Annotated in this window: 11 protein-coding genes; 7 read left to right on the top strand and 4 right to left on the bottom strand. The window is 73.5% G+C overall.

Going from position 1 to position 17,059, the window contains the following annotated elements; genetic code table 11:
- The first annotated feature begins 77 nt into the window (after positions 1–77).
- The 5 genes from ACF1BN_RS17630 (at position 78) to ACF1BN_RS17610 (ending at position 5,013) form a co-directional block, all read left to right on the top strand.
- On the top strand, positions 78–494 hold the full coding sequence (locus ACF1BN_RS17630) for a MerR family transcriptional regulator (protein ID WP_392332506.1): 417 nt from the start codon (positions 78–80) through the stop codon (positions 492–494).
- Between the two features lie 5 nt (positions 495–499).
- Positions 500–862, top strand: a complete 363-nt coding sequence (locus tag ACF1BN_RS17625; protein WP_392332505.1) for a thioredoxin family protein — start codon at positions 500–502, stop codon at positions 860–862.
- A gap of 284 nt (positions 863–1,146) precedes the next feature.
- Positions 1,147–1,602, top strand: coding sequence for a GNAT family N-acetyltransferase (locus tag ACF1BN_RS17620; protein ID WP_392332504.1), 456 nt, complete (start codon positions 1,147–1,149; stop codon positions 1,600–1,602).
- A gap of 137 nt (positions 1,603–1,739) precedes the next feature.
- Positions 1,740–2,621, top strand: a complete 882-nt coding sequence (locus ACF1BN_RS17615; protein ID WP_392332601.1) for an alpha/beta fold hydrolase — start codon at positions 1,740–1,742, stop codon at positions 2,619–2,621.
- 157 nt (positions 2,622–2,778) lie between these two features.
- Positions 2,779–5,013, top strand: coding sequence for a HelD family protein (locus tag ACF1BN_RS17610; RefSeq protein WP_392332503.1), 2,235 nt, complete (start codon positions 2,779–2,781; stop codon positions 5,011–5,013).
- A gap of 30 nt (positions 5,014–5,043) precedes the next feature.
- Here the strand turns inward: ACF1BN_RS17610 and glgB are convergent, their stop codons facing one another.
- The 4 genes from glgB to ACF1BN_RS17590 all read right to left on the bottom strand — a co-directional run bounded on the left by glgB (position 5,044) and on the right by ACF1BN_RS17590 (position 12,689).
- The gene (gene glgB, locus ACF1BN_RS17605; RefSeq protein ID WP_392332502.1) at positions 5,044–7,257 is read right to left on the bottom strand and encodes a 1,4-alpha-glucan branching enzyme; all 2,214 of its coding nucleotides are present in this window, start codon (positions 7,255–7,257) and stop codon (positions 5,044–5,046) included.
- Between the two features lie 160 nt (positions 7,258–7,417).
- Positions 7,418–8,767 (bottom strand): maltokinase, encoded by a 1,350-nt coding sequence (locus tag ACF1BN_RS17600; RefSeq protein WP_392332501.1) that lies wholly within the window; start codon positions 8,765–8,767, stop codon positions 7,418–7,420.
- A 245-nt stretch (positions 8,768–9,012) separates the two neighbouring features.
- Complete coding sequence (gene treS, locus ACF1BN_RS17595; protein ID WP_392332500.1) at positions 9,013–10,707, bottom strand: maltose alpha-D-glucosyltransferase; 1,695 nt, start codon at positions 10,705–10,707, stop codon at positions 9,013–9,015.
- The gene (locus ACF1BN_RS17590) at positions 10,704–12,689 is read right to left on the bottom strand and encodes an alpha-1,4-glucan--maltose-1-phosphate maltosyltransferase (protein WP_392332499.1); all 1,986 of its coding nucleotides are present in this window, start codon (positions 12,687–12,689) and stop codon (positions 10,704–10,706) included. The genes treS and ACF1BN_RS17590 overlap by 4 nt, the downstream gene beginning before the upstream one ends.
- Positions 12,690–13,049: 360 nt before the next feature.
- Here ACF1BN_RS17590 and ACF1BN_RS17585 point away from each other — a divergent pair, with 360 nt between their 5' ends.
- Positions 13,050–13,889 carry an AraC family transcriptional regulator gene (locus ACF1BN_RS17585; RefSeq protein ID WP_392332498.1) on the top strand — a complete coding sequence of 280 codons (840 nt, stop codon included), beginning with the start codon at positions 13,050–13,052 and terminating at the stop codon, positions 13,887–13,889.
- A gap of 78 nt (positions 13,890–13,967) precedes the next feature.
- Positions 13,968–17,021: an ABC transporter substrate-binding protein gene (locus ACF1BN_RS17580; RefSeq protein ID WP_392332600.1), complete on the top strand. Its 3,054-nt coding sequence runs from the start codon at positions 13,968–13,970 to the stop codon at positions 17,019–17,021.
- Positions 17,022–17,059 lie beyond the last annotated feature (38 nt).

Raw genomic sequence — 17,059 nt, 5'->3', positions numbered from 1 at the left:
CTCCACTGGAAGCCGGTCCCCGACCCACCTCGCGCCGTCTTGCCTTGACGTCGGCGTCAACGCGTACGTTCGACGGCATGCGCATCGGAGAGCTGGCCGAGCGGGCCGGGACGACCACGCGGACCCTGCGGTACTACGAGTCCCGCGGCCTCCTGCCCGCCCGGCGCACGGCACAGGGCCACCGCACCTACGACGAGAGCGATCTCCGGCTGCTCCGGGAGATCCGGACGCTCCAGGACTCCGGGTTCGAGCTGGAGGAGACCCGGCCGTTCGTCGACTGTCTGCGGGCGGGCCACCCGGCGGGGGACTCCTGTCCCGCGTCGGTGGCCGTCTACCGCCGCAAGCTCGACGAGCTGGACGCGCTGCTCGGCCGGCTCCGGGAGGTGCGCGACCAGGTGGCCGGCCAGCTGCTGCGGGCCGAGGCGGACCTGCCCTCGGGCCCGGCCCCCCGATGCGAACTCGGCACGACGACGACCGACGGCACGGAGGAGTGACGGAGATGACGGACCTGACGGACCTGACGAGGAACGAGGCGACGGCGACGGTGCGGGCGACGACCGACGCGGGGTTCGCGGTGGACGTGCTGTCGGCGGGGCCGCCGGTCCTGGTGCAGTTCACGGCCGTCTGGTGCGGCCCCTGCCGCCAGCTGAAGCCGGTGCTCGCCGCGCTCGCGACCGAGGAGGCGGGCCGGCTGCGGGTGGTCGAGATCGACGTCGACCACAACCCCGCCACCACCGCCCGCTACGGCGTCCTGGCCACCCCGACCCTGATGGTCTTCCAGGACGGCGAGCCGGTGAAGTCCCTGGTCGGCGCCCGCCCCAAGCGGAAGCTCCGGGAGGAGCTGGCGGACGTCCTGGGCTGAGCCCGACGGACCCGTGTCGGCCCCGACCCCGACCCCGGCCCCGTGCACCCGCGAGGCCGGGGCCGACCGACCGACCGGCTCCGGCCCGGGCCCCGTGCATGCACCCTGCGGCCGAGCCGAGCCGGAGCCGACTCGCCCCGGCTCCGGCTCCGGCCCGGGCCCGGGCCCAGGCCCGGGCCCCGTGCACCTTGCGGCCGAGGCCGACCGGCTTCGGCTCCGGTCGCGCCCCCGTGCCCCCCGCACCCTGCCGCCGAGGCCGACCGGCCCGTGCCAGACTCGGCCGCATGAACCATGATCACGACGACACCGGGCTGACCGTCGGCGACCGCGATCCGGAGCTGGCGAAGATCCTGGACGCGGGCCTCGACGCGTACAACTTCGCGGCCACCGGGACCACCGCAGAGGACCAGGGCGAGCTCTCCGTGCGGGCGGTCGACCCGGCGACCGGCGAGACCGTCGGCGGCCTCACCGCCTGGACCTGGGGCGGGCTGCTCGGCATCGACATGCTGTGGGTGCGTGAGGACCACCGCCGGGACGGCTGGGGGAGCAGGCTGCTGCGCGCGGCCGAGGCGGAGGCCCGCCGGCGCGGCTGTGACCGCGCGGTGGTCTCCTCCTTCACCTTCCAGGCCCCGGACTTCTACCGGCGCCAGGGGTACGTGGAGACCGGCCGGACGCTCGGCGTCCCGGGCGGCGCGCAGGACGTCCACTTCCACAAGGTCCTGGCGGCCGACACCCCGTGACGGCGGAGCCGGGCCCCTGCCGGGGTCCGGCCCTCCGCGCCTCCCGCCGCCCCGATCGGCTCCCGTCCGCGCCCCCTTGCCCTCCACCCCCCTCTAGCAATACGATACGTCTCGTCTTGTTGGCCCGACGGGAGGAGATCCGCGTGACGCGGGAACGGTATGTGGACGTGGAGCCGGGCGTACGACTCTGGGCCGAGGAGCACGGGGACGCCGACCGGCCTCCGCTGCTCCTGGTCATGGGCGCCCTGGCGTCCGGCCTCGCCTGGCCCGACGAACTGGTGGCGCTGCTCGCCGAGCGCCACCGGGTGATCCGCTACGACCACCGGGACACCGGCCGCTCCACCTGGGCCTTCGACGAGAACCCCTACCCGCTCTCCCGGCTCGCCGAGGACGCCGTCGCCGTCCTGGACGCGTTCGGGATCGACCGGGCCCACGTCGTCGGCATGTCCCTCGGCGGGCTGATCGGCCAGCTCCTGGTCGCCGACCACCCGGACCGGCTGCTCAGCGCCACGCTCATCGGCACCGGCGCGGTCAGCACGACCCCGTACGTCCGCCCCGACGGGACCCGGGTGCCGGCCGAGGAACTGCCCGGCCCCTCGAAGCGGCTCCTGGAGTTCTGGTCCCTCCCGCCCGAGGAGCGGGACCTCGACGTGGAGCTGGACCACCGGGTCGAGCACTGGCGCGCCCTGGCCGGCGACGCCCTCCCCTTCGACGCGGACTGGTTCCGCGAGCGGGAGCGCGCGATCGTCGCCCACACGGGGCACCACACCCCCGGCACCGCCCACGCCCTCGCCGACGCGTCCGGGCTGCTCCGCACCGACGAACTCGCCGCCACCGAGGTGCCCGTCCTGGTGATCGCCGCCCCCGCCGAGCCCGTCACCCCGCCCCCGCACGCCGAGCACCTCGCCCAGGTGATCCGCGGGGCCCGGATCGCGGAGATCCCCGGCATGGGCCATGCCCTGCCCCCGCAGGTGCACGCCCCGCTCGCGGAGGCGATCCTCCGCCACACGGGGCGGTAGAGAGGCCCGCGTGCGCGCACAAAAATACCCCGGCTGAATTGACAGTCGGGGTGATGCGGTGCCTATATTAGTGAATTCCGTGTTCCTGTCCGGAGCTTATGTCGGACAAATTCGCGGAGCATTTCACTAAAGTCACTGTATCGCGCTGGGAGTCGAATTGTCAACCGAGCCAATTCGGGAAGAGCAGAAATTCATCACCTCGCTCTACGCGCGGCTCGACGACCTGAGAGACCGGGCCGAGGCCGCCGTCGGCGAGGCGCTCAGGACGCCCGGGACCGGGAGCGCGCAGTCGCGCCTGGAGCGGGACATCATGGTGGCCGAGCAGTCGGGGCTGCTCGCCGCCTTCAACGCGGGGGAGACCGGGCTCTGCTTCGGCCGGCTCGTCTTCCGGGACGGGCGCGACCACCACATCGGGCGCATCGGCCTGCGCGACGACGACCCGCAGCGGACCCCGCTCGTCGTCGACTGGCGCGCCGAGATCGCCCGCCCCTTCTACCTCGCCACCGGTCACGAGCCCATGGGCCTCACCCGCCGCCGGCACCTCACCACCCGGGGCCGCGAGGTCGTCTCGCTCCACGACGAGGTCCTCGACCTCGCCGACCGCACCCGCTCGGGGCACGAGGGACGGGACGCGGACGAGGTGCTGCTCGCCGCGCTCGACGCCGCCCGCACCGGCCGGATGCACGACATCGTGCAGACCATCCAGGCCGAGCAGGACGCCATCATCCGCTCCCCGCACGCCGGCGTCCTCGTCGTCGAGGGCGGCCCCGGCACCGGCAAGACCGCGGTCGCCCTGCACCGCGCCGCGTACCTCCTCTACGCCCACCGCGAGCAGCTCGCCAAGCGGGCCGTCCTCATCGTCGGTCCCAACCCGGCCTTCCTCGGCTACATCGGCAACGTGCTGCCCTCGCTCGGCGAGACCGGCGTCCTGCTCGCCACCCCCGGCGAGCTGTACCCGGGCGTCCGCGCCACCGGCGCCGACACCGCCCGCGCCGCCGCCGTGAAGGGCGCCGCCCGGATGGCCGACGCGCTCGCGGCGGCCGTACGCGACCGGCAGCAGGTCCCCGAGCGCGACGCGCCGCTGGTCGTCCCGCACGAGGACGGCGATCTGGTCATCGACTGGGACATGGCCCTGGAGGCCCGCCACAAGGCGCGCGAGACCTTCCTGCCGCACAACCTCGCCCGCCCCTACTTCGCCTTCCGGATCCTCGACGCGCTCGCCGCGCAGCTCGCCGACCGGATCGGCGCCGACCCCTACGGGGGCCCGAACTTCCTCGGCCCCGACGACATCGCCCTGCTGGCCAAGGGCATCGCCGCCAACGCCGACGTGCACGCCGCGATCGACGCGCTCTGGCCCGAGCTCACCCCCGGGGGATTCCTCGCCGACTACCTCGCCGAGCCCACCCACCTCCCCGAGGAGGACGCGGCCGCGATCCGCCGCGAGGGCGGCGCGTGGACCCCGGGCGACGTACCCCTCCTCGACGAGGCCGCCGAACTCCTCGGTCACGACGACTCGGCCGCCCGCGCCGCCCAGGAGGCCGAGCGGCAGCGCCAGGTGCGGTACGCGCAGGGCGTCCTCGACGTCTCCTTCGCCTCCCGCACCTACGAGTTCGAGGACAAGGAGGAGCTCGACGAGGACGCCTCCGAGGTGCTGTCCGCCCACGACATCATCGACGCCGAGCGGTTCGCCGAGCGCCACGAGGAGGCCGACCACCGCACCGCCGCCGAGCGGGCCGCCGCCGACCGCACCTGGGCCTTCGGCCACATCATCGTCGACGAGGCGCAGGAGCTGTCCGCGATGCAGTGGCGGCTCCTGATGCGCCGCAGCCCCACCCGCTCGATGACCCTGGTCGGCGACCCCGCCCAGACCGGCGACCCGGCCGGTGTCGGTGCGTGGGACGCGATCCTCGCCCCGTACGTGCAGGACCGCTGGCAGCACGTGCGGCTCGGGGTCAACTACCGCACGCCCGCCGAGATCATGGCGGTCGCCGCCGCCGTGCGCCGGGCGGACGACCCGTCCTTCGAGCCGCCCGGCTCGGTCCGCTCCACCGGCGTCGAGCCCTGGGACCGGAGCGTCGAGGACCCGGTGAAGGAGACCGCCGACGCGGTCGCGGCGGAGGCCGGCGCCGAGGGCCGGCTCGCCGTGATCGCCCCGGCGGAGCTGCTCCCCGGCCTGGTCGCGGCCCTCCCCGACGCCTCGTACGGTCCGAAGCCCGACCTGACCCGCCCGGTGGTCCTCCTCGACCCCCGCCAGGCGAAGGGCCTCGAATTCGACACCGTCCTCGTCGTCGACCCGGACGGCATCCGGGCCGGCGCCCCGCACGGCACGAACGACCTGTACGTGGCGCTGACCCGGGCCACCCAGCGGCTCGGCATCGTCAGACGGGCCTGAGCCGCCGGGTCCGGGCGGGGCGGGCGCGGCTCAGGCGGGCCTGAGCCAGACCGTCGCGAGCGGCGGCAGCGTCATCCGGACGCTCGCCTCCCGCCCGTGCCACGGCACCGACTCGGTCTTCACCGGGTCGGTGCCGACCACGTCCGAACCGCCGTACCGGGCCGCGTCCGTGTTCAGCACCTCGCCCCAGGCGGCGAAGGAGTCCGGTACGCCCAGCCGGTAGTCGTGCCGGACGACGGGGGAGAAGTTGCAGACGGCGAGGAGCGGCGAGCCGAAGGCGTCGTAGCGCAGGAAGGCGAGGACGTTGTCGTCGGCGGCGTCACCGACGACCCACCGGAACCCCTCCGGCGCGGTGTCCCGCTCCCACAGCGACGGCGTCGCCGTGTAGACCCGGTTCAGGTCCCGCACCAGGTCCTTCACGCCCCGGTGGTCGGCTTCCGCCCCGTACTCCGGGTCGAGCAGCCACCACTCCGGCCCGTGGTCCGCCGACCATTCCGAGCCCTGCGCGAACTCCTGGCCCATGAAGAGGAGTTGCTTGCCCGGGTGGGCCCACATGAAGCCCAGGTAGGCGCGGTGGTTGGCGCGCCGCTGCCACCAGTCGCCGGGCATCTTCGACACGAGCGCCCGCTTGCCGTGCACCACCTCGTCGTGCGAGATCGGCAGGATGTAGTTCTCGCTGTACGCGTACACCATCGAGAAGGTCATCTCGTGGTGGTGGTACTTGCGGTGCACCGCCTCCTTCTCCATGTACTGGAGCGAGTCGTGCATCCAGCCCATGTTCCACTTCATGCCGAAGCCGAGTCCGCCGTGACCGCCGGGGCCGACCAGATCCGTCGCCCGGGTCACGCCGTCCCAGGCCGTCGACTCCTCGGCGAAGGTGACGATGCCGGGGCAGCGGCGGTAGACGGTGGCGTTCATCTCCTGGAGGAAGGCGACGGCGTCGAGGTTCTCCCGGCCGCCGTACTCGTTGGGCAGCCACTCGCCGTACTCGCGCGAGTAGTCCAGGTAGAGCATCGAGGCGACCGCGTCGACCCGCAGGCCGTCGACGTGGAACTCCTGGCACCAGTAGACCGCGTTGGCGACGAGGAAGTTCCGCACCTCCTTGCGGCCGTAGTCGAACTCCAGCGTGCCCCAGTCCGGGTGGTGCGAGCGGCGCGGGTCGGCGTGCTCGTACAGCGGCCGTCCGTCGAACTCGGCCAGCGCCCAGTCGTCCTTCGGGAAGTGCGCCGGCACCCAGTCCATCAGCACGCCGATCCCGGCCCGGTGCAGCGCGTCCACCAGGAACTTGAAGTCGTCCGGGGTGCCCAGGCGGGCGGTCGGCGCGTAGAAGCCGGTGACCTGGTAGCCCCAGGAGCCGCCGAAGGGGTGCTCGGTGACCGGCATGAACTCCACGTGGGTGAAGCCGAGTTCCCGTACGTACGCGGGCAGTTCCACGGCCAGCCGGCGGTAGTCGAGGCCGGGCCGCCAGGAGGCCAGGTGGAGCTCGTACACGGAGATCGGCGCCTCGTGCGGCGGGCGGGCCCCGCGCCGGGCCATCCAGTCCTGGTCGCTCCACTCGTAGTGCGACTCGGTGACGATCGAGGCCGTGTCCGGCGGGCACTCGGTGCGGCGGGCCATGGGGTCGGCGCGGACCGTGTGCGAGCCGTCGGGGCGGGTGATGTCGTACTTGTAGACCGCGCCCTCCCCGACACCGGGCACGAACAGCTCCCAGACGCCGGTGGAGCCGAGGGAGCGCATCGGCAGCCCGGTGCCGTCCCAGTGGGTGAAGTCGCCGGTGACGCGCACCCCGCGGGCGTTCGGCGCCCAGACGGCGAAGCGGGTGCCGGCCACCCCGCCGTGCGTCATGACCCGCGACCCCAGCGCCGTCCACAGCTCCTCGTGGCGGCCCTCGCCGATCAGGTGCAGGTCCAGCTCGCCGAGGGACGGGAGGTGCCGGTAGGGGTCCTTGACCGCGAGCTCCCCGTCGCCGTACGACACCCGCAGCTCGTACGCCGGGACCTTGCGCAGCAGCGGGACGAGCGCCGAGAACAGGCCGTCGCCCTCGTCGCGCAGCTCGACCCTGCGTCCCTTCGGCAGCACGGCCGCCACGCTCCGGGCCCAGGGGCGCAGCACCCGCACGACCACCCCGCCCTTCACCGGGTGGGCGCCGAGCAGCGCGTGCGGATCGTGGTGCTCTCCGGCGAGGAGCCGCGCGCGCTCGCCGGGGTCGAGAGGGGGCGCCGTGCGGGGCGTCTTGGCGGTCACCGGAAGCCTCCAGAATGCTGAGAAAGTGTACGAATAGGGCAACGCGCCCGCGGCCCGCCGGGACACTCCGCCGAACGGGCCATCTCCCGCCGCCGCCCACGGCGGGGCGGCGGCGGGCGGCGGGGGGTCATCGGCGGGTCCTCGGGGGGTTATCGGGGGGTTATCGGGGGGTGGAGAGGCGGTGGATGGCGGACATGGGGACGGGGAGCCAGTCGGGACGGTGGCGCGCCTCGTAGACGACCTCGTAGACGGCCTTGTCCGTCTCGTAGGCGCGGAGCAGCGCGGGGTCGGCGCGGGGGTCCGCGCCGGCCGCCTCCGCGTAGCCGGTGCAGTACGCTGCCCGGCACCGGGCCGCCCAGTCCGCGTTCCAGGGCCGGTGGGTGCGGGCCGCGTAGTCGAAGGAGCGCAGCATGCCGGCGACGTCGCGGACGGTCGGCTGCGGGCGCCGCCGCTCGTCGAGGGGCTTCGCCGGCTCGCCCTCGAAGTCGATGACGGCCCAGGCGCCGTCGGAGCCGCGCAGCGTCTGCCCGAGGTGCAGATCGCCGTGGATGCGCTGCACCGCGCCCGCTCCTTCCGCGTCGCCCGCCGCCGCGAAGACGGCCCGCAGCCCGGGGACGTAGGGCAGCAGCGCGGGCACGGCCTGGGCGGCGGCGTGCAGCCGCCGGTCCATCGCGGCGGCGAGGCCCTCCGTCTCGGCGCGCGGCAGCCGCTGGGTGGGCAGGGCCTCGGCGAGGGCGAGGTGCACCTCGGCGGTGGCCCGTCCGAGCGCACGCGCCTCGGCGGTGAACTCCCGTCCCGCCGCCAGCGCGTCGAGCGCCAGCCGCCAGCCGTCCCGCGAGTCCCGCAGGTAGGGCTGGAGGACGCCCAGCGTCGCCGCCCCCGACTCGAACCAGGCCACCGGCGCCGGGACACGGGCGCAGCCGGCCTGCCCGAGGGCGAGGGGCAGTTCGAGGTCCGGATTGGCGCCGGGGCTGACCCGGCGGAAGATCTTCAGGATGTACGCGTCGCCGAAGACGAGCGAGGAGTTGGACTGCTCGGCGTCGAGGACCCGGGGGGCGAGCGCCCCGGGCAGCGCGCGGGTGGCGTGGAAGCGGAGCGGCCCGGTGCGGCCGGGGGTGCGCAGCCTCTCGTACAGGAGCCCGGCGAGGCGCGGGTCGCGCAGCCCCTCGTAGACGGCGCGGCCGGCCAGCGGGCCCTGCCGGACGCGTCCGATGAGGGCGGGGGCGAGCCGCGGCGGCAGCTGACTCCGCACGCCGAGGAGGATCTGGTAGCAGTCGGCGGGTTCGCCGGCCGGGCGGCCGGGCTGTTCGACCCGCAGCAGGAGGTGGAGCAGTCCGGGTCCGGCGCCGTCCAGGGGCAGCAGCTCGGTGGCCGCGTCCAGCGTGAATCCGGTGACCCGGCGACCCTTGCCCGCGAACCAGCGCTGCCGGGGCAGCCATTCGTGGAGCAGGGGTGTCAGGGACGGGAGGAGGGCGTCCGTGGCCCGGGCGGTGGATGCGGTCTCCGGCATGGCGTCGCGTCCTTTCCCCGGGGCGCGCAGTTGGGCGTCGTTGGCATTCAAATGCGCAGATTGTCCCGGATGGCGGCTGGGGCTGTCCGGATGTGCGGGACGTGTCGGAAAGGGAAGATCCATACGGATGGACCGGGATGGATCCGAAGGGCCCAGGATCGGGCTGGTTCGTGTGTGGGACACAGTTCCCGGAGCGGGGCGGCGGAAACCGCCCCGCCCGGGGCCAATCCTGAGCTGACGAAATTTCAACTCCGCTTCATGCGGAACCAGTAGAAGCCGTGACCCGCCAGCGTCAGCAGGTACGGCAGCTCGCCGACCGCGGGGAACTCCACCCCGCCGATCAGCTCGACGGGCCGCATCCCGGCGAATCGCCGCAGGTCCAGCTCGGTCGGCTGGGCGTGCCGCGAGAAGTTGTTCACGCACAGCACGAGGTCGTCGCCGTCCTCGCGGAGGAAGGCGAGCACCGCCGCGTTGGAGGACGGCAGTTCGGTGTACGTGCCCGTCCCGAAGGCCCGGTTCTGCTTGCGGACCTCGATCATCCGCTTCGTCCAGTGGAGCAGCGAGGACGGCGAGGCCATCCCTGCCTCCACGTTGGTCACCTGGTAGCCGTGGACCGGGTCCATGATGGCCGGCAGGTAGAGCCGGCCCGGGTCGCAGGAGGAGAAGCCCGCGTTCCGGTCCGGGGTCCACTGCATCGGGGTCCGCACCCCGTCCCGGTCGCCGAGCCAGATGTTGTCGCCCATGCCGATCTCGTCGCCGTAGTACAGCACCGGCGAGCCCGGCAGCGAGAAGAGCAGCCCGGTGAACAGCTCCATCTGCTTGCGGTCGTTGTCGAGGAGCGGGGCGAGCCGCCGCCGGATGCCGATGTTGGCCCGCATCCGCGGGTCCTTGGCGTACTCGGCGTACATGTAGTCCCGCTCCTCGTCCGTGACCATCTCGAGGGTGAGCTCGTCGTGGTTGCGGAGGAAGATGCCCCACTGGCAGCCGGAGGGGATCTGCGGCGTCTTCGCCAGGATCTCGGAGACCGGGTAGCGGGACTCGCGCCGCACGGCCATGAAGATCCGCGGCATGACCGGGAAGTGGAAGGCCATGTGGCACTCGTCGCCGCCGGAGCGGAAGTCGCCGAAGTAGTCCACGACGTCCTCGGGCCACTGGTTGGCCTCGGCGAGCAGCACCGTGTCCGGGTAGTGGTCGTCGATCTCCTTGCGGACCTGCTTGAGGAAGGTGTGCGTCGCCGGCAGGTTCTCGCAGTTGGTGCCCTCCTCCTGGTACAGGTACGGCACCGCGTCCAGCCGGAAGCCGTCGATCCCCAGGTCGAGCCAGAACTTCAGCGCCGACAGGATCTCCTCCTGCACCGCCGGGTTCTCGTAGTTGAGGTCCGGCTGGTGCGAGAAGAAGCGGTGCCAGTAGTACTGCTTGCGGACCGGGTCGAAGGTCCAGTTGGAGGTCTCCGTGTCGACGAAGATGATCCGGGCGTCCGGGTACTGCTTGTCGTCGTCGGCCCAGACGTAGTAGTCGCCGTACGGGCCCTCCGGGTCGCGCCGCGACTCCTGGAACCACGGGTGCTGGTCGCTCGTGTGGTTCATGACGAAGTCGATGATCACGCGCATCCCGCGCTGGTGCGCCGCGTCCACGAACTCCACGAAGTCGGCGAGGTCGCCGAACTCGGGGAGGACCGAGGTGTAGTCGGCGACGTCGTAGCCGCCGTCGCGCAGCGGGGACTTGAAGAACGGCGGCAGCCACAGGCAGTCCACGCCGAGCCACTGGAGGTAGTCCAGGCGGGACGTGATGCCCTTCAGGTCGCCGACGCCGTCGCCGTTGCTGTCCTGGAAGGACCGGACGAGGACCTCGTAGAAGACGGCCCGCTTGAACCAGTCGGGGTCTCGGTCCTTGGCGGGGGTGTCCTCGAAGGTGTCGGGGACGGGATCGTTGACAGTCATGAGGTGGGTGACCCTCCGGTCTGCGGGGACGGTCGCAGGACGAGCACGTGCGCGGGCGTGACGCCCGGTTCCAGGCGCACGTAGGCGTTCCTGCCCCAGTGATAGGTGTCGCCGGTGAGCTCGTCGCGCACCGGCACGGTCTCGTGCCAGCCGAGGCCGAGTTCCGGCATGCTCAACGAGAGCGTCGCCTCCTGGGTGTGGTGCGGGTCGAGGTTGACGACCACCAGAACGATGTTCGAACCCGACTTCTTCGAGTAGGCGATCACCTGGGGGTTGTCCGTCGCGTGGAAGGACAGGTTCCGCAGGCGCCGGAGCGCCGGGTGGCGCCGCCGGATCCGGTTCAGGGAGGTGATCAGCGGAGTGATCGTCGCGCCCGAGCGCTCTGCCGACTCCCAGTCCCGCGGCCGGAGTTGGTATTTCTCCGAGTCCAGGTACTCCTCGCTGCCCGGGCGCAGCGCGGCGTTCTCGCAGAGCTCGTACCCGGCATAGATCCCCCACGTCGGCGAGAGCGTCGCCGCGAGGACCGCCCGCGCCTCGAAGGCCGCCCGGCCGCCGTCCTGGAGGTAGGCGTGCAGGATGTCCGGGGTGTTCACGAAGAGGTTGGGCCGCATCTGCGCCGCCACGTCCCCGGACAGCTCGGTCAGGTACTCGGTCAGCTCGTCCTTCGTGTTCCGCCAGGTGAAGTACGTGTACGACTGCTGGAAGCCGACCGCGCCCAGCGTCCGCATCATCGCCGGCCGGGTGAACGCCTCCGCCAGGAAGATCACGTCCGGGTCCCGGTCGTTGACCTCGCCGATCACCCGCTCCCAGAACACCACCGGCTTGGTGTGCGGGTTGTCCACCCGGAAGATCCGCACCCCGTGGTCCATCCAGTGCCGCAGGACCCGCACGGTCTCGGCGACGATCCCGTCCATGTCGGCGTCGAACGCGATCGGGTAGATGTCCTGGTACTTCTTCGGCGGGTTCTCCGCGTGGGCGATCGAGCCGTCCGCGCGGTGGTGGAACCACTCCGGGTGCTTCTCCACCCACGGGTGGTCCGGCGAGCACTGGAGCGCGAAGTCCAGCGCGATCTCCAGCCGCAGCTCCCCGGCCCGGGCCACGAAGGCGTCGAAGTCCTCGATCGTGCCCAGGTCCGGGTGGACCGCGTCGTGCCCGCCCTCCGGCGAACCGATCGCCCACGGCACGCCCACGTCGCCCGGGGCCGCCGACAGCGTGTTGTTGGGGCCCTTGCGGTGGGTCTCGCCGATCGGGTGGATCGGCGGCAGGTACACCACGTCGAAGCCCATCGCCGCGATGGCCGGGAGGCGTTCGGCGGCGGTGCGGAAGTTCCCGGGCACGGTACGGCCCTTGACCTTCCGCACGCCCTCCGAGCGCGGGAAGAACTCGTACCAGGAGCCGTACAGGGCCCGCTCCCGCTCCACCCGGAGCGGGAACGCCGGGGAGACGGAGACCAGTTCGCGCAGCGGGTGCCGGTCCAGGGTCTCCGTGATCCGGGGCGCGAGCGCGGCCGCGAGCCGGCCGGCCGCCGGCCGGGACGCGTCGCGCAGGGCGTCCGCCGCCGCGAGCACCGCCTCCCGCCCGCCGCCCTTCTTCGGGACACCCTTGGCGGCCCGCTCGTGCAGCTCCGCGCCCTCGGCCAGGACGAGTTCGGAGTCGATCCCCGCCGGGATCTTGATCTTCGCCGCGTGGCGCCAGGTCGCCAGCGGGTCGCTCCACGCCTCGACGGTGTACGTCCACAGGCCCTCGGCGTCCGGGGTGACCTCGGCACCCCAGCGGTCGGTGCCCTCGGCCAGCTCGCGCATCGGGGTCCACGGTCCGGTCCGGCCGGTCGGGCCGGTCAGTACGACATTGGCGGCGACCGCGTCGTGGCCCTCGCGGAAGACGGTCGCCGAGACCTCGAAGGTCTCGCCGGCCACGGCCTTCGCGGGGCGCCGGCCACAGTCGACCAGCGGGCGGACGTCCAGTACGGGAATGCGTCCCATGAGCGGATTCACAGCATCACCTGACGGTTTGCGGGGGTGCGGGTGGTGGTGCGCTCTTTCTAGCCGCGCCGGAGGCCGGGGGGAGGACGGCATCGCCGCGCCCCTCCGCGTTCACTCGGATGGCGGGCCCACAGGGATGAAGACGGGTACGGGGAGAACGGATTCGGGGGTACCGGTGGAGCCTTCCCCAGGTTCTCGGGTGGGCAATCCGGCCCTTTGTTAACTACTAGGGCGTAGGGGGACGGGCAAGGACGTGAGTCGGACAGGATTCCCGCCGGCCGCCGCGGGAGGACCGGAACCCCTCCCGCCCTCGCTACGCTGACGGTCCTTCGGCACCGGGTGCGAGGACGGGAGACGCCCATGGACACGGAGACCGGCACCGCCCGGGCCGTCCTCCACCACGTCCTGGCCGGAAGGTGCCGGCTCGCCGCGACGGGGGCCGCCGCCCTCGACCTCGCGACCGGGGACCTCGCCCTGCTGCCCACCGGCGCCCGCCACCGGCTCGCCGCGGGACCCGGGGCCTCCGGCGCCCCGCCCCCGTCCGGCCCCGCCGCCACCGTGCTCGAACTCCGCGGACCGGGCGACGGCGTCCGGCTGCTGACCGTCCGCACCGGATACGACCGCCGGGCCGCCTCGCCCCTCGTCACCCCCCTGCCCCGCGCGCTCCGCCTCGACCGGGCCCGCGTCGAGGCGGCCCCGCTGCTCCGCGACACCCTCGCCCTGCTCGCCGCCCCCGGCCGGCGCCCCGGCCCCGGCGACCGGCTGCTCGCCCTGCGGGTCCTGGAGACCGCCCTCGTCCTGGCCGCCGCGCCCCGGCCGCCGGGAGGCCCGTACCCCCACCCCGGCATCGGGCGCGCACTCGCCGCCGTCGAGACCCGCTACGCCGAGCCCTGGACCGTGGTCACCCTGGCCCGCGAGGCCGGGATGTCCCGCTCGGCCTTCACCACCGCCTTCCGCGAGGCCGTCGGCACGCCCCCGGCCCGCCATCTGACGGCCCGGCGGATACGGGAGGCCGCCCGGCTGCTCGCGGAGACCGGGCTCCCCCAGTCGGCCGTACCCGCCCGCGTCGGCTACCGCAGCCGGGTCGGCTTCCACCTCGCCTTCCGCACCACCTACGGCATGACCCCGGGGGAGTACCGGGCCGCCGCGCCCCGCGGGGTGCGAACCGGGCCCCCGGGCCCGGCGGCCGATCTGATCTAATCGTTCCGGCGCCCAGGGGATGCGGCGCCGGGGACGGGGGCGGTCTTGCAAGCGCTGGACGGGTCGGATCCGCGGCAGGTGGGGCGGTACCGGATTCTCGCGCGCCTGGGCGCGGGCGGGATGGGACGCGTCTACCTGGGGCGGTCCACGAGCGGCCGGATGGTCGCCGTCAAGGTGGTGCGCGCCGAACTCGCCGAGGACCCCGAGTTCCAGCGCCGCTTCGTCCGCGAGGTGGAGGCGGCCCGGCGGGTCACCGGATTCTTCACCGCGGCCGTGGTCGACGCCGACCCGATGGGCTCGCCGCCCTGGCTCGCCACCGCCTACGTCCCCGGGCTGCCCCTGGAGGCGGCGGTGCGCACCCACGGGGCCTGGCCCCTGCGCTCGCTGCTCTACCTGGGAGCGGGCCTGGTCGAGGCCCTGGAGGCGATCCACGGCACGGGTCTCGTCCACCGCGACCTGAAGCCGTCGAACGTGCTGATCGCCCCCGACGGACCCCGGGTGATCGACTTCGGCATCTCCCTCATCGCCGAGTCGCACGTCCTGACGCAGGCGGGGACGGTGATCGGCACCCCCGGCTTCATGTCGCCCGAGCAGGTGGCGGGGACCGCCGTCGGCCCGGCGACCGACGTGTTCGCGCTGGGCGCGGTGCTGGCCTTCGCCGCCACCGGGACCGGACCCTTCGGGACCGGCTCCGCGCACTCCGTGAACTTCCGCGCCGTCTACGGGGAACCCGACCTGCGCCTGCTGCCGCCCGGGGTGGAGTTCATCGCCCGCTGCCTGGCGAAGGACCCCGCCCTGCGGCCCACCGTGCCGGATCTCCTCGCGGAGTTCGCGGGACTGCTCGGCGAGGGCAGCGGCCACACCTACGGCGGAGGCCCGGCCGCGGAGACCCACTGGCTGCCGGAGGCCGTGGCGACGGCCCTCGGCGACACCGCGGGCCTCCTCGGGCCGTTGGCCGGCTCCGCTCCCGCGCCGGCGCCCGCCCCGGGCCCGACCCCGACCGCCCCCGGCCCCGCGCCGACTCCCGCCACCCCGGCCCCCGGCCGCACGCCGACCGCCTGGACCCCACCGGCCCACCAGGCCGGCACCGAGCCCAGGCCCGACCCCCGCGTCCCTCTCGCGAAGGGCCCCGCCGCACCGCCCGCGAGGCCTGCCGCACCGCCGCCCGCGATGCCCGCGACGCCGCCGCCCGCGATGCCGGCCACCTTCCCCGCCGGCACGCCGTACCCCGGCAACCCGTACGCGACCACCGGCCCCGTCCCGTACCCCTCCGGTCCCGGCGGCGGTCCGGCCCGCGCGCCCGGCCGCACCCGGGGCCGCAGGCTCGCGGCGATCGCCCTCGGCGTCGTCCTGGTGGCGGGAGGCGGCACCACCGCCGTGGTCCTCTCCCAGAAGGACGACCCGTCAGGCAAGCAGGGGCAGACGCAGGGTCAGGGCCAGAGCCAGGGTCAGGGCCAGGGTCAGGGCAAGGGCTCGCCCACGTCCGACGGGGGCTTCGACGGCGCGATCGGCAAGGTGGTCAACCCCTCCGACAAGAAGGGCGGCACCCTGCGCCTGGTGAGCTCGATGGACGCCGACTCCTGGGACCCCGCCCGCTCCTACTCGGGGTGGGTCTGGAACATGCAGCGGCTCTACACCCGCACCCTGATGACCTACGCCGCCGCACCGGGCGAGGACGGCCTCGCGGTGGTCCCCGACCTGGCCGAGGCGCAGCCCGAGGTGTCCTCCGACGGCCGGACCTACACGTTCCGGCTGAAGTCCGGCCTGAAGTACGAGGACGGCTCGCCGATCACCGCCGCGGACGTCAAGTACGGCATCGAGCGCACCTTCGCGCCGGAGATCGCCGGCGGGCCGACGTACCTCGTCGACGTCCTCGACCAGAAGCAGAAGTACCCGGGCCCGTACAAGGACACGGGGACGTCGGGCCTGCGGTCCGTCGAGACACCCGACGAGCGCACGCTCGTCTTCCGGCTGGCCGAGGCCGACTCCCGCTTCCCCTACCTGCTGACCCTGGGCGCGACGGCACCCGTGCCGCGGGAGCGCGACACCAAGGCCGCCTACGAGACCAAGCCCGTCTCCTCGGGCCCCTACCGGTTCTCCACGTACCGGCGGGGCGGGTCGCTGGTCCTCGTCCGCAACGAGAACTGGGACCCCGCGACCGACCCGCTCCGCAAGGCCCTGCCGGACCGCGTCGAGCTGACCGTCCTGCCCGACATGGGCAAGGTCGACCAGCAACTGCTCGCGGGCACCGCCGACCTGGACGCCTCCCAGATCGGCCTGGGGCAGGAGACGGCCCCCAGGGTGCTGGCCGACCCGAAGCTCAAGGCCCAGGCGGACAACCCGTACAGCGGGTACCTCCGGATGGCCGCGATGATCTCCGACTCCGCCCCGCTGAACAACCTGAACTGCCGCAAGGCGGTGGTGTACGCGGCCGGGACCAAGGCCCTGCGGACCGCGCGCGGCGGGGACATGTTCTCCTCGCCGCAGGGCAGCATGCTGCCCCCGACGGTCCGGGGCGCCGACTCCTACGACCCCTACGGCCTGACCGGGGGCGAGCCCCGGCGGCAGAAGGCCAAGGACGCGCTGCGGGCGTGCGGCAAGGCCGGCGGCTTCACCACGAAGGTCGCCGTGAACGGCGGCAACACCAAGGACCTCCAGGTGGCCACCGTCCTGCAGAGCGACCTGAAGGCCGTCGGCATCACCCTGGAGATCGAGCGCTTCGACGACGTCGCGGCCTACTTCGCCGCCCTGAACTCTCCCGGGACCCTGAAGGACAAGGGCATCGGCATGCTCGTCCTCGGGTGGGGGGCCGACTTCCCCACCGGCGCGGGCTTCCTCCAGCCCCTCGCCGACAGCGCGCAGGGCAGCACCCAGGGCAACCACAACTACGCCCGGGTGAACGACCCCCGGATCGGCGAACTGTTCGACCAGGCGTCGGCGGAGACCGACGGGGAAGCGGCGACCCGCCTCTACCAGGAGGCCAACCACCGCGTCACCGACGGCGCCTACTACCTGCCCTTCAGCGCCGAGAAGGTCCTCAACTACCGCAACCCGCGCCTGACCAACGTCTACGTCCACGAGGCGTTCAACCTGGTCGACGTACAGGCCCTGGGCGTCGGCGAAGCACCCTGACGGACCCGGCCCGTGACGTCCCCCTGGCGGGGCGCGAC

Source organism: Streptomyces sp. NPDC014861, assembly GCF_043081625.1.
In the GTDB taxonomy this organism is placed as follows: domain Bacteria; phylum Actinomycetota; class Actinomycetes; order Streptomycetales; family Streptomycetaceae; genus Streptomyces.
This window is presented reverse-complemented; position numbering and strand designations above follow the sequence as displayed.

Bases quoted from the DNA above. Each gene is read 5' to 3' on its own strand.
- ACF1BN_RS17630 (WP_392332506.1), top strand. From the start codon at position 78: ATGCGCATCGGAGAGCTGGCCGAGCGGGCCGGGACGACCACGCGGACC.
- ACF1BN_RS17625 (WP_392332505.1), top strand. From the start codon at position 500: ATGACGGACCTGACGGACCTGACGAGGAACGAGGCGACGGCGACGGTG.
- ACF1BN_RS17620 (WP_392332504.1), top strand. From the start codon at position 1,147: ATGAACCATGATCACGACGACACCGGGCTGACCGTCGGCGACCGCGAT.
- ACF1BN_RS17600 (WP_392332501.1), bottom strand. From the start codon at position 8,767: ATGCCGGAGACCGCATCCACCGCCCGGGCCACGGACGCCCTCCTCCCG.
- treS (WP_392332500.1), bottom strand. From the start codon at position 10,707: ATGACTGTCAACGATCCCGTCCCCGACACCTTCGAGGACACCCCCGCC.
- ACF1BN_RS17590 (WP_392332499.1), bottom strand. From the start codon at position 12,689: ATGGGACGCATTCCCGTACTGGACGTCCGCCCGCTGGTCGACTGTGGC.
- ACF1BN_RS17585 (WP_392332498.1), top strand. From the start codon at position 13,050: ATGGACACGGAGACCGGCACCGCCCGGGCCGTCCTCCACCACGTCCTG.